Source organism: Marinitoga okinawensis (genome assembly GCF_055387075.1).
The window spans coordinates 817405-842573 of the sequence record NZ_AP042422.1; the positions used below are offsets into that span (position 1 = coordinate 817405).

General features: G+C 26.3%; 26 protein-coding genes and 1 pseudogene. 10 read left to right on the forward strand and 17 right to left on the reverse strand.

Annotation, left to right across the window (positions count from 1 at the left end):
• Positions 1–98 precede the first annotated feature (98 nt).
• A complete protein-coding gene (glgP, locus tag ACZ5CK_RS04045) occupies positions 99–2666 on the forward strand; it encodes an alpha-glucan family phosphorylase (protein ID WP_464582618.1) in 2568 nt (855 codons plus the stop codon).
• 115 nt (positions 2667–2781) lie between these two features.
• On the forward strand, positions 2782–2904 hold the full coding sequence (locus ACZ5CK_RS04050; RefSeq protein WP_464582619.1) for a hypothetical protein: 123 nt from the start codon (positions 2782–2784) through the stop codon (positions 2902–2904).
• Positions 2905–3082: 178 nt separating this feature from the next.
• On the opposite strand, the gene ACZ5CK_RS04055 is transcribed toward ACZ5CK_RS04050, so the two are convergent.
• A complete protein-coding gene (locus ACZ5CK_RS04055) occupies positions 3083–3322 on the reverse strand; it encodes a hypothetical protein (RefSeq protein ID WP_464582620.1) in 240 nt (79 codons plus the stop codon).
• Between the two features lie 174 nt (positions 3323–3496).
• Between ACZ5CK_RS04055 and ACZ5CK_RS04060 the strand changes: the two genes are divergently transcribed.
• Positions 3497–4129 (forward strand): LexA family protein, encoded by a 633-nt coding sequence (locus ACZ5CK_RS04060; RefSeq protein WP_464582621.1) that lies wholly within the window; start codon positions 3497–3499, stop codon positions 4127–4129.
• Between the two features lie 61 nt (positions 4130–4190).
• Here the strand turns inward: ACZ5CK_RS04060 and ACZ5CK_RS04065 are convergent, their stop codons facing one another.
• From ACZ5CK_RS04065 to ACZ5CK_RS04075, 3 genes are all read right to left on the reverse strand, one after another.
• On the reverse strand, positions 4191–5465 hold the full coding sequence (locus ACZ5CK_RS04065; protein WP_464582622.1) for a hypothetical protein: 1275 nt from the start codon (positions 5463–5465) through the stop codon (positions 4191–4193).
• A gap of 118 nt (positions 5466–5583) precedes the next feature.
• Positions 5584–7182: an IS1634 family transposase gene (locus ACZ5CK_RS04070; RefSeq protein ID WP_464581035.1), complete on the reverse strand. Its 1599-nt coding sequence runs from the start codon at positions 7180–7182 to the stop codon at positions 5584–5586.
• A gap of 157 nt (positions 7183–7339) precedes the next feature.
• Positions 7340–8029: an LVIVD repeat-containing protein gene (locus ACZ5CK_RS04075; RefSeq protein WP_464582623.1), complete on the reverse strand. Its 690-nt coding sequence runs from the start codon at positions 8027–8029 to the stop codon at positions 7340–7342.
• A 31-nt stretch (positions 8030–8060) separates the two neighbouring features.
• On the opposite strand from ACZ5CK_RS04075, the gene ACZ5CK_RS04080 reads away from it, so the two are divergent.
• Positions 8061–8228, forward strand: a complete 168-nt coding sequence (locus ACZ5CK_RS04080; protein WP_464582624.1) for a hypothetical protein — start codon at positions 8061–8063, stop codon at positions 8226–8228.
• A gap of 89 nt (positions 8229–8317) precedes the next feature.
• On the opposite strand, the pseudogene ACZ5CK_RS04085 reads toward ACZ5CK_RS04080, so the two are convergent.
• The 13 genes and pseudogenes from ACZ5CK_RS04085 to ACZ5CK_RS04145 form a co-directional block, all read right to left on the reverse strand.
• A pseudogene (locus ACZ5CK_RS04085) lies at positions 8318–8590 on the reverse strand (outer membrane protein assembly factor BamB family protein); the annotation flags it as partial.
• A gap of 63 nt (positions 8591–8653) precedes the next feature.
• Complete coding sequence (locus ACZ5CK_RS04090; protein ID WP_464582625.1) at positions 8654–9811, reverse strand: PQQ-binding-like beta-propeller repeat protein; 1158 nt, start codon at positions 9809–9811, stop codon at positions 8654–8656.
• Positions 9801–10811 carry a hypothetical protein gene (locus tag ACZ5CK_RS04095; protein WP_464582626.1) on the reverse strand — a complete coding sequence of 337 codons (1011 nt, stop codon included), beginning with the start codon at positions 10809–10811 and terminating at the stop codon, positions 9801–9803. The genes ACZ5CK_RS04090 and ACZ5CK_RS04095 overlap by 11 nt, the downstream gene beginning before the upstream one ends.
• A 214-nt stretch (positions 10812–11025) precedes the next feature.
• On the reverse strand, positions 11026–12999 hold the full coding sequence (gene uvrB, locus ACZ5CK_RS04100; protein ID WP_464582627.1) for an excinuclease ABC subunit UvrB: 1974 nt from the start codon (positions 12997–12999) through the stop codon (positions 11026–11028).
• A gap of 84 nt (positions 13000–13083) precedes the next feature.
• Entirely contained in the window at positions 13084–14304 is a 1221-nt protein-coding gene (locus ACZ5CK_RS04105) for a 6-phosphofructokinase (RefSeq protein WP_464582628.1), read from the reverse strand.
• Between the two features lie 92 nt (positions 14305–14396).
• On the reverse strand, positions 14397–15569 hold the full coding sequence (locus tag ACZ5CK_RS04110; protein ID WP_464582950.1) for an inorganic phosphate transporter: 1173 nt from the start codon (positions 15567–15569) through the stop codon (positions 14397–14399).
• A 54-nt stretch (positions 15570–15623) separates the two neighbouring features.
• Positions 15624–16274, reverse strand: a complete 651-nt coding sequence (locus tag ACZ5CK_RS04115; RefSeq protein ID WP_464582629.1) for a DUF47 domain-containing protein — start codon at positions 16272–16274, stop codon at positions 15624–15626.
• 36 nt (positions 16275–16310) lie between these two features.
• Entirely contained in the window at positions 16311–16751 is a 441-nt protein-coding gene (locus ACZ5CK_RS04120) for a J domain-containing protein (RefSeq protein WP_464582630.1), read from the reverse strand.
• A 110-nt stretch (positions 16752–16861) separates the two neighbouring features.
• Positions 16862–17134, reverse strand: coding sequence for a thioredoxin family protein (locus tag ACZ5CK_RS04125; protein ID WP_464582631.1), 273 nt, complete (start codon positions 17132–17134; stop codon positions 16862–16864).
• Positions 17135–17236: 102 nt separating this feature from the next.
• On the reverse strand, positions 17237–17920 hold the full coding sequence (locus tag ACZ5CK_RS04130) for a metal-dependent hydrolase (RefSeq protein WP_464582632.1): 684 nt from the start codon (positions 17918–17920) through the stop codon (positions 17237–17239).
• A gap of 11 nt (positions 17921–17931) precedes the next feature.
• Positions 17932–18891 (reverse strand): calcium/sodium antiporter, encoded by a 960-nt coding sequence (locus ACZ5CK_RS04135; RefSeq protein ID WP_464582633.1) that lies wholly within the window; start codon positions 18889–18891, stop codon positions 17932–17934.
• Positions 18888–19709, reverse strand: a complete 822-nt coding sequence (locus tag ACZ5CK_RS04140) for a hypothetical protein (protein WP_464582634.1) — start codon at positions 19707–19709, stop codon at positions 18888–18890. The genes ACZ5CK_RS04135 and ACZ5CK_RS04140 overlap by 4 nt, the downstream gene beginning before the upstream one ends.
• Positions 19664–20194, reverse strand: a complete 531-nt coding sequence (locus ACZ5CK_RS04145; protein WP_464582635.1) for a hypothetical protein — start codon at positions 20192–20194, stop codon at positions 19664–19666. Before ACZ5CK_RS04145 ends, ACZ5CK_RS04140 begins: the two co-directional genes overlap by 46 nt.
• 153 nt (positions 20195–20347) lie before the next feature.
• On the opposite strand from ACZ5CK_RS04145, the gene ACZ5CK_RS04150 reads away from it, so the two are divergent.
• The 6 genes from ACZ5CK_RS04150 to ACZ5CK_RS04175 are packed head-to-tail and all read left to right on the forward strand — an operon-like array spanning position 20348 to position 25131.
• Positions 20348–20746: a PspC domain-containing protein gene (locus ACZ5CK_RS04150; protein ID WP_464582636.1), complete on the forward strand. Its 399-nt coding sequence runs from the start codon at positions 20348–20350 to the stop codon at positions 20744–20746.
• Between the two features lies 1 nt (position 20747).
• Positions 20748–21578, forward strand: coding sequence for a hypothetical protein (locus ACZ5CK_RS04155; protein WP_464582637.1), 831 nt, complete (start codon positions 20748–20750; stop codon positions 21576–21578).
• Positions 21579–21582: 4 nt separating this feature from the next.
• Positions 21583–22065: a LiaF transmembrane domain-containing protein gene (locus tag ACZ5CK_RS04160; protein ID WP_464582638.1), complete on the forward strand. Its 483-nt coding sequence runs from the start codon at positions 21583–21585 to the stop codon at positions 22063–22065.
• Positions 22055–22957 carry an ABC transporter ATP-binding protein gene (locus ACZ5CK_RS04165; protein WP_464582640.1) on the forward strand — a complete coding sequence of 301 codons (903 nt, stop codon included), beginning with the start codon at positions 22055–22057 and terminating at the stop codon, positions 22955–22957. The genes ACZ5CK_RS04160 and ACZ5CK_RS04165 overlap by 11 nt, the downstream gene beginning before the upstream one ends.
• Before the next feature lie 4 nt (positions 22958–22961).
• The gene (locus ACZ5CK_RS04170) at positions 22962–24080 is read left to right on the forward strand and encodes an ABC transporter permease (RefSeq protein WP_464582641.1); all 1119 of its coding nucleotides are present in this window, start codon (positions 22962–22964) and stop codon (positions 24078–24080) included.
• Positions 24073–25131 (forward strand): ABC transporter permease, encoded by a 1059-nt coding sequence (locus ACZ5CK_RS04175; protein WP_464582642.1) that lies wholly within the window; start codon positions 24073–24075, stop codon positions 25129–25131. Before ACZ5CK_RS04170 ends, ACZ5CK_RS04175 begins: the two co-directional genes overlap by 8 nt.
• Positions 25132–25169: the final 38 nt, after the last annotated feature.

The window sequence follows — 25169 nt, forward strand, 5'->3', positions numbered from 1 at the left end:
ATATAATTAAAGTTAAATTTCTGTGATTATTGCACAAAATCAATAATTTTTGGTATAATATGTATTGGATATATTAAATTTTGGAGGGAGGACTTTCCATGGAATTTATTTCAAAGATAAATGTTTTACCTAAGGTACCAGAAAAATTATCTAGGTTACCAGAGTTAAGTAGGAATCTTTGGTGGACATGGAATTATGATGCACAGGAGATATTTGAAAGAATAGATGAAGATTTATGGGTAGAAGTAAATAGAAATCCTGTGTTATTTTTAAAGAAAGTAAGTCAAAAAAAATTAAATGAAGCATCAGAAAATCAAGCTATTGTTTCATTGTATTCTCAAGTTATTGAAAAATTTGATGAATATATGAAAGCAGAAAATACATGGTTTAAATCTACACACAGAGAATATAAAGGTGGAGAATTTGCATATTTTTGTGCCGAATATGGTCTTCATGAATCATTCCCTAATTATTCTGGTGGTTTAGGAGTATTAGCAGGAGATCATTTAAAATCTTCAAGTGATTTAGGTATTCCTCTTGTTGCTGTAGGATTGCTATATAAACAAGGATATTTTGAACAAAGGATAAATTCAGAAGGATGGCAAGAAGCAATTTTTAATCCTTATGATTTCGATAATTTTCCAGTTGTTCCTGTAAAAGATAATGACGGTAACGAACTTTTTATTACCGTTGAAATGGATAACAGAAAGGTATATGCAAAGATTTGGAAATTACAAGTTGGAAGAATTAACTTAATATATTTAGATACAGATATTCCACAAAATGATCCTGAAGATAGAATGATAACTTATCAATTATATGGTGGAGATCAAGAAATGAGAATTCGCCAGGAAATATTACTAGGAATTGGTGGAGTTAGAGCATTAAGAACAATAGGATATAATCCATCAGTATGGCATATGAATGAAGGGCATTCAGCATTTTTAGGATTAGAAAGAATTAGAGAATTTGTGCAAGAAAAAGGATTAACTTTTAGAGAGGCTGTGCAAGCTGCAAAAGCCAGTGCTGTATTTACAACACATACTCCTGTTCCTGCTGGTCATGATGCATTTCCATTTCATATGATGGATAAATACTTTAAAAATTATTGGCCACAATTAAAAGCGTCAAGAAGAGAATTTTTGGATTTAGGTGCAGAAATAAGACCAGATGGTTCAGAATTATTTTCTATGACAACGTTAGCTTTAAATTTATCTTCTAGAGCAAACGGAGTAAGTAAATTACATGGAGAAGTTTCAAGAGATTTAGCAAAAGATATCTGGAAAGGTTTAGAAGCAGTAGAAGTTCCTATTACACATGTAACAAATGGGGTTCATGCAACAACATGGATTTCAAAAGAATTACAGGATTTATTTACTAATTATCTTGGAAGAGATTGGCATGAAAAAGTTGATGATCCTGATTTATGGAAAAAAATTGATAATATACCAGATGAAGAATTATGGAATGTTAGAAAATCTTTAAAGAAAAAATTAATTAATTTTATTCATGAAAGAACAAAGATGCAAAGAATGAGACATGGTGAAACTGTAGAACAATTGCAAGAAATTGAAGAGATTTTAAATCCAAATGCATTAACAATTGGTTTTGCTAGAAGATTTGCAACATATAAGAGAGCTACTTTAATTTTCAAAGATTTAGATAGATTAAAGAAAATATTGAATAATCCTGAAAGACCTGTGCAATTAGTATTTGCTGGTAAAGCTCACCCTGCGGATAAACCTGGTCAAGAATTAATTAAAAGAATTTATGAAATTTCCAGAATGCCAGAATTTAAAGATAAAATTGTATTTATAGAAAATTATGATATGAATGTAGCAAGACATTTGGTTGCAGGTGTTGATGTATGGTTAAATAACCCAAGAAGGCCAAGAGAAGCTAGTGGTACAAGTGGACAAAAAGCTGGAATGAATGGATCGCCTAATTTCAGTGTTTTAGATGGTTGGTGGGTAGAAGGATATAATGGTAAAAATGGTTGGGCTATAGGTGATGAAAGAGATTATACAGATTTGGAACTTCAAGATAGAATTGATAGCGTTTCTATATATAATACATTAGAGAAAGAAATTGTTCCATTGTATTATGATAACAATGAAGAATTAGGGGTCTCTAGAGAATGGATAAAAATAATGAAAGAATCTATTATATCTGTTACATCATTTTTTAATACTCATAGGATGCTTAAAGAATATACTCAAAAGTTATATATGACTGCTGCTGAATTAGGTGAAAAATTTGTTAAAAATGATTTTGAAATTACAAGGAAATTTTCTAGTTGGGTAGATATATTAGAAAGAAATTGGGATAGTATTAAAATAAAGGTATTGTCAAATGTAAATGATGATGTAGAATATTCTACTGGTGGCAAGATAGAAGTACAAGCAGAGGTTTATTTACCAGGTATAGGTCCTGATTCTATATTGACCCAAATAGTATTAGCAAAGATAGAAAATGATAAAGTAGTTTCATTAAAATCATTTGATATGAAACTTGTAAAAGAAGTAAATAAAGATACTTATTTATATAAAGGTGAATTTGAAGTGGAAGAAAGAGGGCAATATGGTTGGAATGTAAGAGTTGTTCCATATAATCCAATTATGCCATATCAACATTATTTAATAGGTTTTGTTAAATATCCACAATAATAAACGACTAAATAACTGCAGCTTCACGCTGCAGTTATTTTTTTATCTTTATATTTTTAAAATTAATAAAAATAGATATAATTACAAATATATAAAATTCTAAAGGGAGATTAAAATGAAAGATGGTATTGTTGGAATTTTGAATTATGCTTTAGCTAAAGAAATTGAAGGAAGGAACTTTTATAAACTTAAATTAGATAGCATATCTAATTCTGGTTTAAAAGAGTTGTTTACATAGAAAAATACAAAGATGAGAAAAGTTTAGATGTAGATTTTGAAGAAAATATCAAATAATTCTAAATTTAATAAATTTATTTATAATGGGAACGAAAAAATAATAATTTATTAAGTATATATAAATGATTTAAATGACGCGAGAATGCAAAATTAAGAGCCCTTGCGGGCTCTCTTTTAATCTATGCTGAAAGAGGTTGCTTATTTTTGAACATTTGTTTTATTTCATTATCAAAAACAATTTTGATATATTTTTCCAATTCTTCAATTGAATTAAAATTAATTATTTCTTTTTCTGTTATTTTGTTATCTAAGCCTATTAATTCTAATAAATACTTATTATTTTCGGAATTTAAAAGAAAAGTTTTAAAATAATGTCGTTTTTCTTCATACCATTTTACTAACTCATTTGTTTTAATCATAATATAACCCCCTTAATGTATTTTTTAATATTAATAATTCTACCTTATTGTATCTTAACTATATGTTACTACAAAGAAGACTTAAAATCAATTAAGAAAAGGTAAATTTTAAGTAACAAATCTACACTATAGTAGAAAATAGTGTATAATATATATAGAAAGAGAGGTGGTATTGTGGCGAAAGAAAACAATATTATTGGAAAAAGGATAGAAATGTTAAGGAAAAGGAAAAAACTTTCAAGAGAAAAATTAGGAGCAATTATTGGAATTGCGGGGAATAGTGTTTATAGGATTGAAGCTGGATTTAATTTACCATCATCAGAAGTTGTTATTCAATTATCAAAATTTTTTGATGTTCCAGCAGACTATATACTGGGAATTGATAAATATTCTGAAAAAGAAAGTGAAAATAATTTTAATATGAAAAAAATTCCAGTATATGAAAAGGTTGCTGCAGGTCTTTCGGGTGTAGCAGAACCTATTGATTATCCTATTGATGAAATATACATTCCATTAGGTTCTAGAGGAGAATTTGCAGTTGAAGTTGTAGGAGATAGCATGGAACCAGAAATAAAAGAAGGTGATTACGTTATTGTAGATACAAACGCGTATATTGAGTCCGGTAATAGAGTAGTAGCATTAATAAATGATGGTGCAGATGCTTTAGTTAAAGTATATAGAAAAACTATGGATGGTCCTGCAATGTTATATAGTTTAAATCAGAAGTATGATCCAATAATATTAACAGATGATTTAAAATGGGAAATAGTAGGTAAAGTTGTAAGTTTATATAGAAGATATGGGTGATTATATGAAAAAAATAATAATTAATAACTAGGGGAACTCGATTTAATCGAGTTCCCCTAGTTTATTTGGAATTTAAAAACTTGATACACCTGAACCTGATAACCATAGCATATCTGAAACTAACGAAGGATGTGTTGGATCTGAGATATCTACAATAACTAATCCATTTGAACCATCTGCAATATAAGCAAGGTTTCCATATATATACATCTTCAGTTGTAGCGTCAGTATCGAATTTACCAATTTCTATTGGATTAGATGGATTTGATAAATCAAAAACAACCAAACCATCAGAATTATCTGCAACATATAAATAATTATCTTTCATAAAAAATTTCTTTATAGATCCATACATATTATAATAGTATTTAATCTGTTTTATATTTGAAGGATCCGTTATATCTAAAATATATAGCCCTCCATCATCAACAAGAGCATAATCATTATATGCATATACATCATCAGCACTTACATTGGTAATAAAACGGCCAATTTGAATAGGGTTGCTAGGATTAGATATATCAAGTATTATTAAACCATTAGCAGCAATATAAGCGTAATTCCCATTTACATAAACATTATTTATTATTCCATCAGAGGTAAAATGTCCAATTTCAGTTGGATTAGATGGATCAGATATATTAACAATAACTAATCCATTCGAACCATCTGCAATATAAGCAAAATTATCTTTTACGAATACGTTTTTAGCTGTTCCATTAGTATCCAAATGTCCAATTTCAGTTGGATTAGATGGATCAGATATATCCAAAATAACTAAACCATTTCTCCAATCTGCGATGTAAACAAAGTTATTTTTTATATAAACATCGCTAACCCATCCATCAGTATCAATATTATTAATTTCTAAAGGATTAGTAGGATCTGTTATATCTACTATTATTAAATTACCATCTGTGACATAAGCATAATTCCCATTTATAAATACATTTGTTGCACTATTTTTATTCTCAACAATTTGAGAAATATCAATTGGATTAGCAGGATTAGATATATCAACAATTTTAATAATATTATTTAGACTATCTATAATAAAAGCATAGCTGCCTTTTATATATATATTGTCAATTCTGGGAATATTATTAATGAAATTAATCTGAGAAGGATTCTCTGGGTTTGATATATCAAATATGTATAAACCATTAGTAAAATCAGCAATATAAGCATAATCATCTTTTATAAATAGATTATTTGCATATTCAAAACTCAAAAATTTAATTTGTTGAGGATTAGTAGGATCTGTTATATCTAATATGTATAATCCATTCAAGTAATCAGTAACATAAGCATAATTATTTTTTCCTGAGTTTGACACTACTTTTGTAACTCAAATTCTCAAAAAGAGAAATAATAAGAAAAACAGCGATTGTTAACTTTTTGTAAAAAGAGAAATTAGCCACACACCTCCCTCTTTTTAGCTATTCATGCGTATTTTAGAAGTATTTTTCTTTAAATTCATCTAAATCCATCATTTTTTTAGGTTTTTCTATTTCTAATATTTTTAATATTGATTTTTGAAATTCATTTAAATTGGCTCTTAATGCAAATAATTTGTCTTTTAATCTTACTTCTGAATATTCCATATTTTTAATAGTCTCTCTAATTTTTTCATGTGAATAATCAATGTTATTTTTTTCTAGTTCTAATTCTAATGTTCTTTGCATTATGTAAGATATGAAACTCATTACTATATGACCTTTTATTCTTTTAGGAGTCCAATGAAATATAGGTCTTGTTTCTAGATAATTTTTTAATGTTCTAAATGTTTCTTCTACTTTCCATAATGTATGATACTGTTCTAATATTTGTTTTGGATTTAATTTAGTATTTGTCATTATTCCATAATATCCATCGTATTTTTCATCATTTTTTATTTTTTCATTATCTAATATATAATTCTGTTTATTTTCTTCTTTTAAATATTTTTTAGCTCCTCTTTTATTCATTGAATCTACATTATTATTTTCAAGCATTTTCTTTGCTTTTTCAATTAATCTAAGTCTATCTGCTCTATCTTTTTTAGCTCTTTCTTCTGAATATATTATGAGTAATCTATTATTATCGTATTGAACTTCTCTATATTTTATTCCTTTTGCTATTTCTATGAATTCTCCATCAAATATATTTACTTTTTTTAATTGTTTAATTGATTTACCTACTATGAATTCATAATTGGAATTTTCTACTACTTCTATATTTTTTTTACTCATCATTCCTCTATCTGATACTACTATTACTTTTCCTAATTGATATTCTTTTTTCATTGTTTCAACTGCATCTTTAAATGTATGTCCTTCAAATGTATTACCTGGATATATATCAAAACTCACTGGCATTTTATCTTGATCTATTGACATACCTAATACTATTTGTGATTCATTAAATTTCTTATCTTTTGAATATCCCATTTGTAATATCTCATTTGTTTGTTGTGTTTCAAAGGCTAATGTAGTTACATCGTAAAATACTAAATCTACTGTTGTATTAAACAAACTTATTCTTTGATTATACAAATGTTTTTCTATACCTTCTTTATTTTCTGCTAATACATCTAATGTTCTATACAACCAATGCAACATAACTTCATCTTTTTCTAATTCTTTTCCTTCACTAACTTCTACTGGTGTATATCCTAAATATTCTAAATTATTAAATATTCCTAATTTACTCCTCGGTTCTATTATTCTATTCATTACCATTATTTTTAACATCTCTTCTACATCATATGTTGTATTCATCTTCTCAAAATATCTTTTCATTTCATATCTGTCAAATATCTTATTTACTATTAATCGTATTCCGTAATTCTTTCTTGCTATTTCTTCCATTAAATCATCATCTATTTTTTCGTATCCTTCTATTTCAAATATCCTTAACAAACTATCTACAAGTTTAATTATATCTTTTTTAGTGTAATTATCAACATTTCCAAAATTTACCACTGTCTTTTGTTTAACCTTCTTACCTTCTCTTACACTTTCCATTATCCTTAAATATCTCTTACCTTTAACTTTTGATATTTTAGGATACATTATAATCATCCCCTTTTAGTGGTTGTCATATATATTATACCACTAAAAGAAGCTAAATAACAATATGTATAGTTAATTATATGTAACAAAAGTTAGCCACACATTTTTTCGACTTCCTGAAAAATACGCACCTCAAACCCGCATTCTACCGTCCTATTTACCCAAAAATCGCCATTTTTGTGTCAAAGTCAGGAGCATAATTATTTTTTATAAGTACTTTAGAAGCATTATCAATAGTAAATTTACCTATTTGATTTGGATTAGTTATGTCAGAAATATCTATAACAACTAAGCCATTACTATGATCAGCTACATAAACACAATTATCCTTTATATCTAATGAAACAGAGTAACTTTGAGTGTCAAATTGTCCTACTTGTTGAATGTTATTTATATCAGATATATCTAAAATAATAACCCCATAATCAATTGTAACGAAAGCATAATCATTATATATTTTTATACTCTTTGGATTAATTACATCATATATACTTAATTGAGTAGGATTATATGGGTCAGATAAATCAATTATTATTAATCCTAAATTAGGAACAGCTGCGAAAGCATAATTTCCTTTAAGTGTAACATTATATGTATTTGCAGTATCAAAATAACTAATTACTGATGGATTATAAGGATCTTCAATATTATATAAAATAAATCCATCACTTCCATATACAGCTATTGAATTTTGTAATATTGGATTAATAGTTGTAGTAAAAGAGCAAATTTCACCAATACTTACGCTTCCATGAATATCTTTTGCTATTATTTTCCAATAATATGTAGTGCTATATTTTAGATCATTTAATTGATATGAAGTGGCATTATAATTTTTTTCGAGCAAAGTTAAATTATTTTTATCAGTACCTAAATATATGTCATATGTAATTGAATCTCCATCTGGATCTAACGAATCCCATTCAAGTGTAACATTAGTATCAATGTCTGGTGTATTATTTAATGGTGATAATAATTGTGGTATACTTGGTGGATTGTTTATTTTTTCAAATGCTTTAGTATTTTTTAAATCTTTACCATATTGAGGCCATATGGAGTTTGCAATAGTTAATTTTTTAATATTGAATGAGTAAATATAACCGCTATTTGAAGCAAAATATAGATATCCATCACTTGTAATTTTTGGACTAGATTCTATAGCACTATCAGTTTTAAATTTCCAATTTAAATTTCCGTTTGAATCAATTGAATATAGAAATCCATCATCATTTCCAAAATATATATTTCCTTCAGAATCAATAACAGGAGTTGTTTTTATGTGGTTGGAAGTTTCAAAATACCATTTTAAAGATCCATCAGTATTAATGGCATATAATGTTCCATTTATATCTCCTGTAGTAATATAAATTGTACCATCTTCTCCAATTACAGGGCTGGAATAAATTGGACCATTTGTACTGTAATGCCATTTTTCAGTACCATCAAGATTTAAAGCGTATAAATTATTATCTCAACATCCAAAATATATAGTTCCATTTTCATCAATTGCAGCAGATGAAACAATTTCATCTCCGACATCAAAACTCCATTTTATTTCTCCAGTAATACTGTCGATAGCATAAAATTTTTTTCCTGTACTGCCAATATATATAGTTCCATCATTTGAATAAACAGGACCAGCAAATATAGGATTATCTAATAAAGGGGCCTCTAATGTTATTCCATCAACCCATAATACATCTCCATTATTTGTTAATTTATATAAGTGATGATCATAGCTGCCAACATAAATATTTCCTTCGCCATCAATAGTAGCATCTGACCAAACAATACCACCAATAGACTTATTCCATAATTTTTCTCCATTTTGAGAAATTTTATAAACATTTGGACCACCAAATATAATATTTCCTTCACTATCTATAACTGGTGCAGATAATGCGTTTGTATCAGAACCATTATACTCCATTAAATATTTCCAATTTAATGTGCTATCAGAAGATAATGAATATAAGTATTTATCTCTAATTGTAAAATAAATATTTCCATTATCATCAATAGCTAAGTTAGAAAAATTATAATAGGTATTATAGGTATTTATTTTTGTTTTCCAATTTAAAATATAATCTAAAGTATCATCATCAATATATAACCAGCTAGAAGTATCAATAGGAATTTGTTGTGCTTCAGTATTTATAACAGTAGCATCTATTATTGAAACATTTGTTGGCATATCTAATCTTATAACCTCAATACTTAAAAGATTTGTTGAAGGTAATGTTCCATCAAGTATTCCGAGATCAATTTCAAATTCTCCATTTTCATTATAATCTGCATAAGTAATTTCAACGCCATTTAAACCAACTACATTAGAAAATTCAATATATTGATTTGATTCAAATTTTATACTAGCGGCTTTAATGTTATCTAAATATTTTCCACTAATAAATAATCTATTCGTGTATTTATCATAAAAGTTCAAATAAATAGTAGGAATATCAATAGACATAAATGTAGCAACTTTAGTAGAAGCTAAATTTCTACTATCAGTAGCAATAACAGTTAAAGTATATTCTGTGTTTCTTTCGAGGTTTTTAACGATAAAATTGTTATCAGAATCTTTTTCTAATTTGTTATTATTCAATAAAACATCGATGTTATTCTCCATCTTCAATATCTGTAGCAACAACTGATAATTTGAAATTATATGGCATAAATTCATTAAGATTTGTAAAAGAAATAATAGGTGGTGTATTAATAGTTTTAAAAGAAACAGTAGCTATTGATGATAATGGTGTAACATAATTATTAACAACATCAGTGGCAACAATAGTTAAAAGATAATCTTTAGGATAATCTAAATTCAAATTTTTAGATAAGATGTTAATGTCCGATTCAACTTTATTATCATTAAGATAAATGTCGTAAACAATATTATTTAAATCTGGATCTAAATTATTAATAGTAATATTATTTAATCCACCATGTATTTCTTCGTCTTCTTTAGGCGAAACTATTTTAACTACAGGTGGCCTATTTGCAGCTTTTCTGTAATTAATGGTAAAAACAGCGAAATCAAAAATATCAACTTTACCATCAGGTTGTTTTAAACTAAAAATATTTTCAAAAATATCAGTTCCTTTAGTTGAAGGATATATATCATACATTTGATCATAACCAGGATTATTAACAGAAGTTCTATAATGTTCTTTAAAATAAGCGAAATCGTATAAATCTATATAACTATCATGATTAAAATCTCCTAAAAGCATAGGAGTTGTATCAGTAGAAGTCTTGGTTATATTAGTAGAAAGTGAATCCACAGAAAGAGAATTTAAAAGAACAGGATTTCCTTTAACCTTTAAAAACTCAAAATTTTTCTTTTTTAATTCACCAAATGAAAGAGAAACAATTGTATTATTACCATCAAAAGAAACAATTTTAAAAGGAATATTGGAAAAAACGAAATCTTCAGAATTGATTTTGCCTTTAAAAGTTAATTCAACGGCAAAAGAGTCCTTAGTCAATTTAAAAGAAGAGTAAGAATTGTTTGAGTTTTGAGAAACTTCAACATTCTTTAGTGTATTTGGTTGTTCCTTAGTTAAACAAGACGTAAATAAAAGTATAATCACTAGAAAAAATACTACATATAAGCCATTTCTTTTCATTTTTCTTCCCCATTTTTAAAAGTAATATTTACAAACAATTAACCATATTATTTTATCTTAGATTAATTAAAGAGGTTTCTTTTTTTGCTAATTCCAATATTATTTAAAAAATTAACATTTAACACATTGTGTTTATAATTATACATTTTTTTAATATAATGTCAATATAAAGCTCACTTTAAATAAAAAAACGAGTTGCATTTTTGCAACTCGTTCATTTTAATTTATATTTTTTCTTTACTTTTTTAATTTCATCTCTATATTTTGCAGCGTCCTCATATCTTAATTCAGAGGCAGCTTTAAACATTTCCATTTCAAGTAATTGTATATACTCATTTGGAGTTGTTCCCTCTGCTACTTCGAATATGAATTCTGGTTTTTCTACTTTTTCCATAAATTGCTCAAATATATTTTTAGGTAATTCTTTTATAATTGATTTTGGTTTAATACCATGAGTTTCATTATAATCCATTTGTAATTTTCTTCTTCTATTTGTTTCGTATATGGCATTTTGCATAGCATCAGTAATTTTATCTGCATACAATATTACTTTTCCATTAATATTTCTTGCAGCACGACCTATTGTTTGAATTAATGTTGTTTCTGATCTTAAAAAACCTTCTCTATCTGAATCCATTATAGCAACTAAAGATACTTCCGGAAGATCTAGTCCTTCTCTTAACAAATTTACTCCTATAACAACATCGACATCACCGCTTCGTAATTTTCTTACTACTTCTGATCTTTCCATTGCATCTAATTCTGAATGTAAATATGTGGATTTTATTCCTAATAAATTCAAATGATCTGAAAGCATTTCTGCATCTTTTTTGGTTAATACTACAGCAATTGCTCTTTCGTTTCTTTTAATTACTTTTTGTAATTCAGCAATAAAATCATCAACTTGGCCTATTGTTGGTTTTACAACAACTTCTGGATCAATTAATCCAGTTGGCCTGATTATTTGTTCAACTATTTGTTCAGAATGTTCTAATTCGAATGGACCTGGAGTAGCTGAGACAAATATAGTTTGTTTTACCCTTTCTAAAAATTCTTCAAATTTTAATGGTCTATTATCAAAAGCTGAAGGTAATCTAAAACCATAATCTATAAGATTTTTCTTTCGAGAGTGATCTCCTGCCCACATTGCTCTTAATTGAGGAAGTGCAATATGTGATTCATCAATAAAGGTTATAAAATCTTTATCAAAATAATCTAATAATGTCCATGGAGGATCACCAGGCATTCTATTATCAAAGTGTCTGGAGTAATTTTCTATCCCTTTACAATGTCCTAAAGTTTCTAGTAATTCCATATCCATTAAAGTTCTTTGTTTAATTCTTTGAGCCTCTAATAATTTTCCAGCTTTTTGAAACTCTTCAACTCTTATTTCTAATTCATTTCTAATTGATTCAATAGCTCTTTTTATTTTTTCTTCTGTTGTGACAAATTCACTTGCTGGATACACGGTAATCTTGTCAAAAAATTCTATCTTTGTTCTATTTAATATATCAAATGAATATATTTTTTCAACTTCATCATCAAAGAATTCTATTCTAATTCCAAAATCTTCATAAGGTGGAAAAATTTCTAAGATATCACCTTTAAATCTAAAAACGCCGCCAGTATGTTTATCTTCTGAACGAGTGTATAGCATTTTTGCCAAAGATTCTAAAATAAATCTTCTATTATATTCTTTTCCAACTTCTAGTTTTAAATTTATTCCAGCAAAATCTTCGGGATTACCTGAAGCATATATAGTGGAAACACTTGCTACTACAATAACATCCCTTCTTGTTAAAACAGATTTTAATGTAGATAATCTCATCTTTTGTAAAACATCATTTATGCTTGCATCTTTTTCAATATACATGTCTCTTCCTGGGAGATATGCTTCAGGCTGGTAGTAATCATAATAACTGATAAAAAATTCAACTTTATTTTCTGGGAAAAATTCTTTGAATTCTCTATATAACTGGACTGCTAAGATTTTATTTGGGGATAATATCAAAGTAGGTCTATTTAATTTTTCTATTACATTAGCCATGGTGAATGTTTTTCCAGAACCCGTAACACCAAGAAGTGTTTGAAATCTATAATTTTTTTCAATTCCTTCTACTAATTTTTTAATAGCCTCAGGTTGATCGCCTTGTGGTTTATATTTAGAATATAATTTGAATTTATTCATAATTCTCACCTCAAAAATATTATACCTTACTTTATCTTAAAAATAAATCCTGGTTGCGATTTAAACAACCAGGATTTATTGTTTTTATTTTTTATTAATAGTTTCAAGTTTTAGTCTTGCATATACTGGGATGCCATTTAAATATGGAGGGTAATATTCTCCTTCAATTAAAGGTAAAGCGTATTCAATAAACTTTTCATTGACAAACATTCCATCTTCTGTTATATATTCTTCTGGAATTAATTTTGTTTCATTTGCAACATTATCAAGTGGAATTAATTTAGTTGTACTCAAATAAGGTGAATTCATAAGTCTTTCTATACCAACCATAAAACCACTGTTTCCTTCTAAAGCGTATTTTACTGCCATAGCTCCAACGTTAATAGCTTCGTTGACATCAACTTGACTTGACATATGTCTTCCACTTCTTTGTAAATAATCTGGAACTGCATAATGTGTTTTTATATTTAATTCTGTTTTTATCATATTTGCCAATGTAGAACCAATGCCACCAAGCTGAACATTTCCGAAATTATCCTGATATCCTCTTGCAGCAACGAATGAACCATCTTTATATTTTATACCTTCTGAAGCAGCTATAGAACAATATCCATATTTGGATATAGTCTCTTTGATTTTTTCAAAGAATTTTTCTTTGTTAAAAGGAACTTCTGGCATTAAAATAATATGAGGGCCATCACTTTCATGTCTTTTGGCTAATGCTGTAGATGCTGCAACCCAACCTGCATGTCTTCCCATTGTTTCTAAAATAAAAACTTTGGTTGAATCTGCTGCCATACTTTTAACATCTAATGTTCCTTCTAAAATTGCAACAGATAAATATTTTGCAATAGAACCAAAACCTGGAGTATGATCTGTTTCTGGTAAATCGTTGTCTACGGTTTTAGGAACACCTATAGCTTTTAAATTATATCCTATTTTTTGAGCATATTTATGAATTTTATTAACTGTATCCATTGAATCATTTCCGCCATTGTAAAAAAAGTAATGAATGTTGTATTTTTCAAATACTTCAAATATTTTTTTGAAATCGTCTTCTGTTTTTATTTTTCTTCTACAAGAACCAAAGGCACTTGATGGAGTGAATTTCAATAATTCTATTTGTTCTGGATCTTCTTTTTTCATATCAGCAAGCTGTTCGTTAAAAACGCCGTTTATTCCATTAATAGCAACGTATATATTATCAATATCTTTTGAATTTAAAGCAGCCTTAATTACACCATAAGCAGAAGCATTAATTACACTTGTAACTCCACCAGATTGAGCATACAATGCGTTTTTCATATTATCTCCTCCTAAAAATAAAATAGTCTTGCAATCTCCGCAAGACTATTTTATCAAATTAATAATTCAATTAATTAAAGAATGTAACTATTTTAGATAAATAATGCAAAAATTTTGAATATAATATAAGAAACTATAGCAGCAGCTGGTACTGTTAAAAACCATGATACAAAAATATCCTTAATTACTCCGAGATTTATTGAACCAGTACCTCTTGCTAAACCGTTACCAATAACAGAACCAACAACAGTATGAGTTGTAGAAATTGGCATTCCCATATTTGAAGCTAATAATACAGTAGTAGCGGTTGAAAAATCTATAGCAAAACCTCTTGAGTTATTTAATTCGGTAATTTCTGTACCAACTGTTTTCATAACTCTGCTACCCCAAATTGCAACACCAATAGCTATTCCCAAACCACCTAAAGCAAGAATATATCTTGGTATTTCAGCTTTAGCCCCCACTGTACCTGTTACAACTGCAGCATAAATAGCGGCTACAGGCCCTATTGCATTAGCAACATCATTTGCGCCATGGGCCAATGCAACATAACAAGAAGTTACAACTTGTGATTTTCTGAATATCTCTTCAACATATACATAAGGATCATCCGAAACATTTTTCAATTTTGAAATAATATATATCATGATTATTAATGATATTAATGCACCAAATAATATAGCATAAATAATAGCTTTAAAGTTAATAGGCATGTGAAGAGCTTTTACAATAAAAGAAAGACCTATAATAAATGCGGCCAAACCAAGGAAGAAAGGAATCCAAATCTTAGAGTTTTTCTTTATATCTTTACTATGAAGTATAGTTGCAGAAATAGCTTTGAACATAAAGAAAGAAACAATTAAACCAACAAAAGGGGAAATTAACCAACTTAGTGTAATAGTGACGATTTTAGACCAATTAACTACAGCAATACCGCCAGCCGCAATACCATATCCAACCATACCTCCGACAATAGAATGAGTTGTTGAAACCGGCCAGGATTTATAGGTTGCAATTGCAAGCCATATAGTTGCTCCTAATAATGCAGCCATAGAACCCCAGATAACTAATTTTGGATCTGCCAATACATCTAAATGTAAAATACCTTTTCTGATAGTATCTGTAACCTGTTTCCCAAAGAACGTAGCACCAACGAATTCAAGAACACCAGCAATAATAACAGCTTGTTTCGGAGTTATAGCTTTTGCTCCAACTGCAGTAGCCATAGAATTAGCAACATCATTAGCTCCAATAGCTAAAGCCATGCCAAAACCAATCAGTAATCCTATTATAAGTATAATAGTCACGGTCTTCCTCCTTTACTCATTGATAAGTATATGAACTCTATCACAAACATTTTGAGTAACATCTGCTATTCTTGCTAATAATAATATTAATTCTCTAATATAAAGAAAATCAACAGGATGTAATATTTCCTTTTGAGAATACAACCATTTTCCAAATTTAAATAATTTATTATCTATATCTTTTTCAAACCATTTCATTTCATTAATATCTTCTTCTTCAGAAGATACAGTATGTTTAGAAAAATCCGATTCGAGAATTATGGTTATATATCTAACAGTTTTCTTAAAATGATCAAGCATTTTTTCTATTTCATCAACAACTGAATAAATCATTTTTTTATGTTCTTCATCAAAATTTATTCTGTTAAAGGTCATTTTTTTTGCAACATCTTCAATTAAATCAATTATTTTATCTTGAAGATCGATAAAATTTAATAATTCAGATCTTTCAAATCTGTATAAATATCCTTTTTTTAAAAATTGTCTAAAATTTCTTTTTATATCATCTGCATCATCTTCGAGTTTATCGATTTTATTTACTAGATCATCGATGGGTTTTCCATTTAAATATCTTTCAAAAAGTTCTGGTAAATAATCAGAAGCCTCTTCGACAATACGAGCATGTTTTATAATTTCTTCTATAGGGTTGAACCTCTGAAACATTTTTCCCCAAATAGTAATACTAATCACCTCCAAAAATCATTTTGCGTATTTAGACAAAAATTCATAAGCTTCATTAATTTTTTTAAATTGTTCTTCACACTTTTCTTTATTATTTTGACATTTGTCAGGATGATATTTTTTGGTTAACTCTCTAAATTTCTTTTTTAAATCATCTTTTGTAAAATTTTCTGGAAGTCCAAATAAATTTCTATAATAGTCATATTGTTGTCTTAAATTAGTATAGTTTTGATTGTTATTTTGATAGTATCTTCTGTTATCATCATTATTATGATAATATCGCCTATTAGTTGTTCTATATGTATAAAACCTTGTGTTTCTAAATAAATAATATATCCCCAGTATAGCAAACAAAAGCAGTATAGGGTATCTTAATAATAATACAAAAATAGCACCAATAAATCTAAAAAATAAAGAAATAACAACTAGTAATCCAATCAAGGTTAATATAGCATCCATAATATGCCTTCTTTCTTAAGATTTCAATTTCATCTTAACATATTTTTTTTGATAAAATATTTCTTAAGTTTTTCAAATGTTAATATAAAAAATAGGCTCAAATAATGAGCCTATGAGTTTATTATTGATAAATATCTATCTATAAAGCTTTGAACTTCATGCATACCAAAATTTCTATAAAATCTATTAATTTCTCTATTATTCTCATCAACAAAAACTAAAGTAGGGACAGAAAAAACCAACATTTGTCCTGAAACTTCGGGTTTTTCTTCAATGTCAATATATTCTAATTCTACATTGTTTTCTTTCATAAGATTTTCAACTTTTGGCCATAAACCTTTACAGGTCCTGCAAGTTTTATTAGCAAAATAGTATGCTTTCACAATTCTACCCCCTTTGAAAATTTTTTCTCAGGGGAATTTTAACAAATTGATTTTAAATAATAAATAAAAATAGTTAACAAGATTAGATTTTTGGAGATTATATCATAATTCTATATAATCTCCTGGAGATAAAATCTCACACTTGATATTTAAACTTTCGACTTTTCTTTTAAATATAGAAGCATCAGCATTAATTATTTCCCATGTATTATAATGAAAAGGCACAACTATTTTTGGTTTAATCATTTTTGCTGCAATAACAGCATCTTCGATATCCATAACGAAATTACCACCAATTGGAAGAAAAGCTAAATCTATTTTTTCTAACTCCAATAATTCCATATCTTTTGTTAAGCCTGTATCGCCTGAGTGATGAATTTTCTTTCCATCTATATTAATGATAAATCCACCAGGATTACCGCCATATATAATATTGTTTCCTTCTATAATACCAGAACCATGTAAAGCAGTAGTCATTTTTATTGATCCAAAATCAAATTTTTTTCTTCCCCCAATATGCATAGGATGTAAATTTTTTAATCCTTTAAAACTCAAATAATTTATTATCTCGAAATTAGAAATTACTGTTGCATTTGTTTTTTTAGCTAATTCTATGGTATCTCCAATATGATCTCCATGACCATGAGTAACTAAAATATAATCTAATTCTTTAAAATCATCAATGTTTTTCTTGGATTGAGGATTTCCTGTTAAAAAAGGATCGATTATTATTTTTTTACTAGCTTCAATATAAACAACAGCGTGACCTAAAAAAAAGACTTTCATTTTGTCGCCTCCTATCCTAATTTTAAGTTAATAATTATGTATGATAAATATGATAAGAAAAGAATTAAACCCTTCCAGAATCCAGCTTCTCTTTTTCTGAGTAAAAATAGTTCTGTGAGAAATATTACTCCCACCATATAATATGCATCAAAAATTACACTTCTATCAGGAATAATTGGGTGAATACTTGCTGTTATACCTAATACAACTAGTATATTAAATGCATTTGAACCCACAAGATTTCCTATTAATATATCATTAGAGCCTTTTTTAGCGGCAATAAGGCTAGTTACTAATTCTGGCAATGAAGTTCCAATAGCAATAATAGTTACACCTATAAGGGTTTCTGTTAATCCAAGTATTCTAGCAAGATGAGAACCACCTCTTACTGTTATTTCTCCGCCAATAGCTAACATTACAATACCTAATAACACTAAAAATATTATTTTGTTCCATGACATATTAGATTCTTTTTTTTCTTTAATTTCTTCTAAAAGTTGTTCTTTTATAGTTTTGTCATTTTTTGCCATATTATACATATAAGCAATAAAGATAATCAAATAAGTTAATAAGATAAACCCATCATATATAGATAAAACACTATTTCCGTCTAATAACATAAATAAAAGAGTTAAAGATATAAGTATTACAAAAGGTATTTCATAATATAAAGTACTTTTTGGAATTGCGCTTTTTTTAATCATTAAAGATAATCCTAGAATTAAAGCTATATTTGTAATATTGCTTCCAATAACATTTCCTAAAGCGATACCAGCTGAACCATTTAGCGCGGCACTTATGCTGACAAAGAGTTCCGGAGCACTGGTTCCAAAAGCTACAAGGGTTAAACCTGTAAATAGTTCGGAAACACCAACCCTTTTTGAAAAACCAACAGAACCTTCAATTAAATAATCTGCACCTTTTATTAAAAGAACCATACCTATTACAATTAAAACAATGTCTATTATCAATCTATTTCTCTCCTTTCGAAGGCAGAATAAAAATTATTGAAATCTTTGTCAGAAATAATTTTTCCTTGAAATTTATCAATGAAAGTATTAATAAACTTATCAAAATACTTTAGAATAAAAGAATAATTAATAATTTTAGAATATATTAGATTAGGATTTTTGTTTTTATAGTTAAGTTCACTTTCGTATAACTCGATATTATTGTTTTTTAAGAAATTAAGTCTTATAGCTTCACATAAAATTTCTGGCCATATATCTTGTGTATTTTTTCTTTTAATAATATACCCAAATGTATAATGAGATAATTCATGTACTAAAATGCCGTTTGATAAGTCATTTTTTTTAATAAAAAAATTATTTTTTGGAAGGAAAAATGATTGTTTATAATTTAAATTATATATGTACATTTTGTTAGGTAATTTCAAATTGTGTTCTTTGAGAAATTCGATAATTGTGTTTAAATTGTATATATTAAATTGTGAAAGAACATCAATTCCATCAATATTATAATTCTTGAAATTATTTTTATATATTATTATTACTTCATTATTATTTTTATATTTGTAATTTGAATTATTTATTATAATGTGAAACCCCGGACTTTCAAAGTTCAATAATATGCTATTGTTTATATTAAAAGTATTAAAATTTTTATATCCGTCAAAAAAGTAATTATCTGAAATTATACTGTATTTAGGATATATAGAAGGGTTAATAATAACAATATTATCATTATTTAAAATTATAATTTTAAAAAAATTAACTGATAGTATTACCAAGAAAAGGATAAATATCCTTCGGTATTTCCTCCAAACCATATTTTTTCTCCTATTTTAATTTTTGTTTTTCCAAGCAATGGTTGAGTTAAAAAAAGATAATTGTTATTTAATGTATCAGTATTAATAATCTCAAAATTCGGATTAATAACTACATTTAATATTCTAGAATCATCTTGTGGTTCAGAATTAATAATAATTTTTTTACCATCATTTAATTTAAATTCAAATGAGTTAGTTATTTCTAAGGCTTCATATGGTTTTTGAATAAATAGTTGATATTTTTTTTGAAAAGTTTGAGCAGTAATAATAGTACAATTGTTATAATCTGTAATAGCTGATAAGAAATCTTCAACTTGTTCTAAATCTTCAACTGTTAAAGAACCATTTTTAAAAGGATTTCCATTAATAAAAAAGAAAGATAATTTTTTATGATAAACAAAATCCATAATACCTTCAATAAATTCCAAATTATCATCTAAATTGTTTAATGGATTAAACTGTAAAGCCAAAAAATTTAATTTCATAGAATCCCTCCTGATTTTATTTTTATATAATTATTATATCATATGCATTGACATTTTACTCTTGGAAAATGACAATGTATCTTGTTATATTATAAACTCGATGTAAAAAATAGTATAATATAAAAGATAAGATATATATTTGGAGGGATGGATATGCAAAGAGAATTATATAGATCTAAAAAAGATAAAATGCTTGGTGGAGTTTGTGGTGGTTTAGCAGAATATTTTGAAATAAGTTCAACACTTGTTAGGTTAATATGCTTAGGTTTAATACTAATTGAGGGTATTGGGATTTTATTATATATTATAGCGTGGATAATTATTCCTGAAGAACCTGAAACTTCTGATGAAAATATTTATGAATCAGAAAAAAATTTTAATAAACATAAACATAGTGAAAGAAATAATTTGTTTATAGGATTAACTTTTTTAATCTTGGGGATAATATTTATATTAAATAATTTTTTTCCTCATATTGTATCTTTTAGCGTTGTTTTTGGAGTATTGTTTTTGGTTTTTGGAATATATTTAATTATAAGGGGGAAGAAATAAAATGAGATATATAGTTGGTTTATTTTTTATAATTTTAGGTATATTATTTGTTGTTCAAGGCTTTAATATCGATTTAATTTTAAGGATAGGGATTAATTTCGCTAAGTTCTGGCCGTTTATATTAATAATCATTGGTATTTCTATTTTATCCAAAGAATTAAAATGGTTAAAAGGATTAAATATAGTTTTAGTAACAATATTTTTATTATTACTAATATTTTGGAATTTTAATAAAAACATTATTGACTTTAATTTTAATAATTATAAAAATTATGAAAAAATGGAGTTTGAAATATTACCTGACTCAGATGCTTTAGATTTATATTTCGATTTATCTGCACTTAACTTGGAAATAAATACTGATAATGTATCGGATAAGATTTCGGGATATTATTATGGAACTATGTTATTAAATATAGATAAAAAGGGTAATGATATATTCTTTAAAAAACAAAAAATTATAGGTAAAGGATATAAAATCTACATAAATATACCCGAAAAATACTTATATAATATTTATATAGATAGTGGAGTTGCAAATGTAGAATTAAATAATGTAAGTAATGTAATTAAAATGCTGTCTATAGATGCAGGTGTAAGTAATTTAAAAGGAATAATAAATAAATTTAAAGAAAACTTATTTTTAGATATTGATAGCGGAGTTTCAAAAATTAATTTAATAATCCCTAAAAATACTACATATAATTTAAATTACGATGGTGGAATAAAAACTATTAAAATATCAGATGATTTAATAAAAAATATGGATGCTGCATTTAAAGGGAATATAGATGCAGGTGTTTTAAATATAAATATAGATTCAGGGGAGTGATTATATGAAAAACAGCATATTTGGTGGTTTGATTTTAATATTATTGGGAGTATATTTAATAATTTCTAACATAATTGACTTTAACTTAAATTGGAATTATATTTGGCCTGCGATATTATTAATTTTGGGATTTAGATTTGAATATTTATATTTTAAATATAAGAAAAATCCTGGCGGATTGGTTCCAGGGGGTATATTTATAACTTTAGGTGTTATATTTTATTTATCGGCTTTTTTAGGATATAGTTCAATGGAATTTCTATGGCCAGGATTTATACTTGCTTCTGCAATTGGTTTATTACAAATGTCTATAGCAACTAAAAAAATAAAAGAATATTTATTTCCTGTAATTTTTTTAAGTGGTTTTTCAATTATATTTTTTCTAGAAGAATTAATAAATATTAATATATGGAATTATATCATTGGACTGTTATTTATAGGAATTGGAATAAATATATTAATAAAAAGAAGGGGTCATGGTGAATAATGTTATTGAAGTTAAAAACTTAAAAAAATATTATGGAAAAATAAAAGCAGTTGACGGTATATCCTTTTTTGTAAAAAAAGGTGAAATTTTTTCATTACTAGGTCCAAATGGAGCTGGAAAAACAACTACTTTGGAAATGATAGAAGGATTAAGAAAAAAAGATGATGGAGAAATTATTTATTTTGAGAAATATTATTCTCCGGAAGATTTTTATATCAAAGAAAGAATTGGCGTTCAATTACAAAGTAGTTCTTTTTTGGATAATTTGACAGTTCTTGAAACATTAAAAATGTTTAGTGGACTATATAGTAAATCATATGATGTAAATAAATTAATATCTAAATTTTCATTAAATGAAAAAAAGAATTCTAAAATTAAAGAATTATCTGGTGGACAAAAACAAAGATTAGCAATTGCAGTTGCTTTAGTGAATGATCCAGAAATAGTTTTTTTGGATGAACCTACTACAGGTTTAGATCCGCAAGCCAGGCATATGATATGGGATTTAATTCTAGAATTAAAAAAAGAAGGAAAAACTATTATTCTAACTACACATTATATGGAAGAAGCAGAATATTTATCAGATAATATACATATTATTGATAAAGGGAAAATAATTGCTAAAGATACTGTAGAAGAATTAATAAGATCTTTGAATAAAGAATCTGTTATTATTTTTCAAACTAATAATCCAGATATATTCAAAAATAAATTTAATGGAATTATTATTAATGATAGATTAGAAATAAGTACTAATGATTTAGAAAAAACATTATTCGATATACTTGAATTTTCAAAACAAAAAGATATTTCTGTAGATAACATTGTTATTAGAAAACCTAATTTAGAGGATGTTTTTTTAACTTTGACAGGACATTCGTTAAGGGAATGATAGCATGAAAAAAATATTAAAGCTTGCATATTATCAATTTAAAAATGATATAAGAGAATTTGATACATTTTTTTGGTCATTTGTTTTTCCATTAATACTTTTTATGATTTTAGTTTCAATCTTTGGAAATCCTAATGAATTAAATATTAAAGATTTTAATGTAGGTATAGTATATGAAAAAAATATAAATATACTATCTAAAACTATTTTATCAAAAACTTTTGATAAGATGCCTATGAATAAAAAAGAAATAAAAAATTTAAATGAAGCCATAGAAAAATTAAAATCACGAAAATTAGATGCTGTTTTATTTATTCCTAAAACATTAACATTAATAAATGACGTAAATCCACAGGTAGATTTGTATTATGTTGAAGGAAGAAGCAGTTCGAATATATCAAAAGACATAATAAAGATATTTATGGATTATGTTAATATAGAAATGATAAAAAGAGTCAAAAATATCAAGGATAATATTGAAATAGAAAGGGTTTCTATCAGTTCTTTAAGAGAAAAATTTTCATATAAAGATTTTGTATTTCCAGGAATATTAATGTTATCTATTATGTCTGTTTCATTTTTTAATATACCATTTAATATTCTATTCTCAAGGGAAAAAGGTATTAATAAAAGGTTTTTATTGGTTCCAATAAAAGGTTCATCATACTTTTTTGCTGTAATTATTAGTAGTGTCTTAATGGTTTTAATTTCAAGTATTTTTGTTGTTATTGAAAGTATTTTTATGAAAGTTTCAAATAAGTTTTTTACCATAGAATTTATAGCATTTTATATATATGCCTTAATTGTATTATTTTCAATAGGTCTAATATTTGTATCAATATCAAAAAAATTATTAACATCAATAGTATTAATAAATATTTTGTTTCAAGTTTCTATGTTTTTGGGTGGATTATATTTTCCTATATTTAATATACCATGGATAATTAAATGGTATGTATATATTAATCCAGTTACGTATTTAGTAGAAGGGATGAGACGTTTAGTAGGTTTTAATATTGCTCCGTTTAATGATATTTGGATATATATAGTCCCCACAATTTGGTTATTTCTTTCAATTTTGCTTTTTTCTTTGAATTATAAGAAGGTGTTAGGTTATGAATAAAGTTTTCTGGTTATCAAAATACATCACCAAAGAAGCTTTAAGGAATAAAGCTGAAATATTTTTTACATTATTTTTTCCTTTGATTTTTTTAATTATATTTGGTTTTGTATTTAATGATCAATATTCTGATTCTTTAATGAGTGTAGCTATATATTCTGAAGATAAAAATATTATAGAAGACTTATCAGATATATATAAAATTATTAATATTGATAATATTGAAGATGTACCCAAAAATATCAAAAATGGAAATTATGATGTTGGTGTAATTATTAAAGGGAAGAAAGTTACAATTTATTATGATGAAACAAATATAAATAATACTTCTTTAATTCAGGGATTAGAATTAAATATAAAGAAAGCAATTTTAAATAAAAATATTACCACGAAAAATTTTAAATATATAAAAATAAATGAAAAAAATGTTTTTCTAACAAAAACTAAAACAAGCTATATTGATTATCTTTTAACAGGAGTAATAGCTATATCTTTATTATCAAATGGGATGTTTTCCGTGATTACAGTTTTTGGAAGATATAAAAGATTAAATGTATTAAAGAGATTTATACTTGTTCCAATTAAATCTTATACATTTGTTATTGGAATTACATTAACAAGAATATTTATAAGTTTTATATCTCTCTTAATATTAATATTTTCTAGTACAATTATATTTAATCTTTCAATAGTTATTAATTGGCCATTATATCTATTATTATCTTTTACTTCTACAATAGGAATGATGGGATTTGGACTACTATTTTTATTTTTATTTAAAAAAAGCGAAACAGCTCAAAATGCTGCATCAATATTTTTTACTTTAATGATGTTCTTTTCAGGAATTTATTTTCCTATTGAATTTTTACCAAAAACTCTTAAAATCATATCATATCTTTTTCCTATAAAATATATTGTGGATTCTTTAAGATATATATCTGGAATAGAGTTAATGGACTTAAATATATTCCTGTTAATTAATGGGATTATGCTATTTGGTGGAATTTTTCTTTTGATGCTTGCTTCAAAAAGTTTTTTGTTACCAGAAAAATAAAATTGAAGAAAAAAATATTTAATAATAATAATTAAAAT

Excerpts from the sequence above, each read along its gene's own strand:
- ACZ5CK_RS04070 (WP_464581035.1), bottom strand. The coding sequence starts at position 7,182 with ATGTATCCTAAAATATCAAAAGTTAAAGGTAAGAGATATTTAAGGATA.
- ACZ5CK_RS04095 (WP_464582626.1), bottom strand. The coding sequence starts at position 10,811 with ATGAAAAGAAATGGCTTATATGTAGTATTTTTTCTAGTGATTATACTT.
- glgP (WP_464582618.1), top strand. The coding sequence starts at position 99 with ATGGAATTTATTTCAAAGATAAATGTTTTACCTAAGGTACCAGAAAAA.
- ACZ5CK_RS04115 (WP_464582629.1), bottom strand. The coding sequence starts at position 16,274 with ATGTTTCAGAGGTTCAACCCTATAGAAGAAATTATAAAACATGCTCGT.
- ACZ5CK_RS04120 (WP_464582630.1), bottom strand. The coding sequence starts at position 16,751 with ATGGATGCTATATTAACCTTGATTGGATTACTAGTTGTTATTTCTTTA.
- ACZ5CK_RS04080 (WP_464582624.1), top strand. The coding sequence starts at position 8,061 with ATGTCATATGTAATTGAATCTCCATCTGGATCTAACGAATCCCATTCA.
- ACZ5CK_RS04090 (WP_464582625.1), bottom strand. The coding sequence starts at position 9,811 with ATGGAGAATAACATCGATGTTTTATTGAATAATAACAAATTAGAAAAA.
- ACZ5CK_RS04170 (WP_464582641.1), top strand. The coding sequence starts at position 22,962 with ATGAAAAAAATATTAAAGCTTGCATATTATCAATTTAAAAATGATATA.
- ACZ5CK_RS04160 (WP_464582638.1), top strand. The coding sequence starts at position 21,583 with ATGAAAAACAGCATATTTGGTGGTTTGATTTTAATATTATTGGGAGTA.
- ACZ5CK_RS04105 (WP_464582628.1), bottom strand. The coding sequence starts at position 14,304 with ATGAAAAACGCATTGTATGCTCAATCTGGTGGAGTTACAAGTGTAATT.
- uvrB (WP_464582627.1), bottom strand. The coding sequence starts at position 12,999 with ATGAATAAATTCAAATTATATTCTAAATATAAACCACAAGGCGATCAA.
- ACZ5CK_RS04175 (WP_464582642.1), top strand. The coding sequence starts at position 24,073 with ATGAATAAAGTTTTCTGGTTATCAAAATACATCACCAAAGAAGCTTTA.
- ACZ5CK_RS04055 (WP_464582620.1), bottom strand. The coding sequence starts at position 3,322 with ATGATTAAAACAAATGAGTTAGTAAAATGGTATGAAGAAAAACGACAT.
- ACZ5CK_RS04165 (WP_464582640.1), top strand. The coding sequence starts at position 22,055 with ATGGTGAATAATGTTATTGAAGTTAAAAACTTAAAAAAATATTATGGA.
- ACZ5CK_RS04130 (WP_464582632.1), bottom strand. The coding sequence starts at position 17,920 with ATGAAAGTCTTTTTTTTAGGTCACGCTGTTGTTTATATTGAAGCTAGT.
- ACZ5CK_RS04150 (WP_464582636.1), top strand. The coding sequence starts at position 20,348 with ATGCAAAGAGAATTATATAGATCTAAAAAAGATAAAATGCTTGGTGGA.
- ACZ5CK_RS04145 (WP_464582635.1), bottom strand. The coding sequence starts at position 20,194 with ATGAAATTAAATTTTTTGGCTTTACAGTTTAATCCATTAAACAATTTA.
- ACZ5CK_RS04140 (WP_464582634.1), bottom strand. The coding sequence starts at position 19,709 with ATGGTTTGGAGGAAATACCGAAGGATATTTATCCTTTTCTTGGTAATA.
- ACZ5CK_RS04155 (WP_464582637.1), top strand. The coding sequence starts at position 20,748 with ATGAGATATATAGTTGGTTTATTTTTTATAATTTTAGGTATATTATTT.
- ACZ5CK_RS04050 (WP_464582619.1), top strand. The coding sequence starts at position 2,782 with ATGAAAGATGGTATTGTTGGAATTTTGAATTATGCTTTAGCTAAAGAA.
- ACZ5CK_RS04110 (WP_464582950.1), bottom strand. The coding sequence starts at position 15,569 with ATGGCTTTAGCTATTGGAGCTAATGATGTTGCTAATTCTATGGCTACT.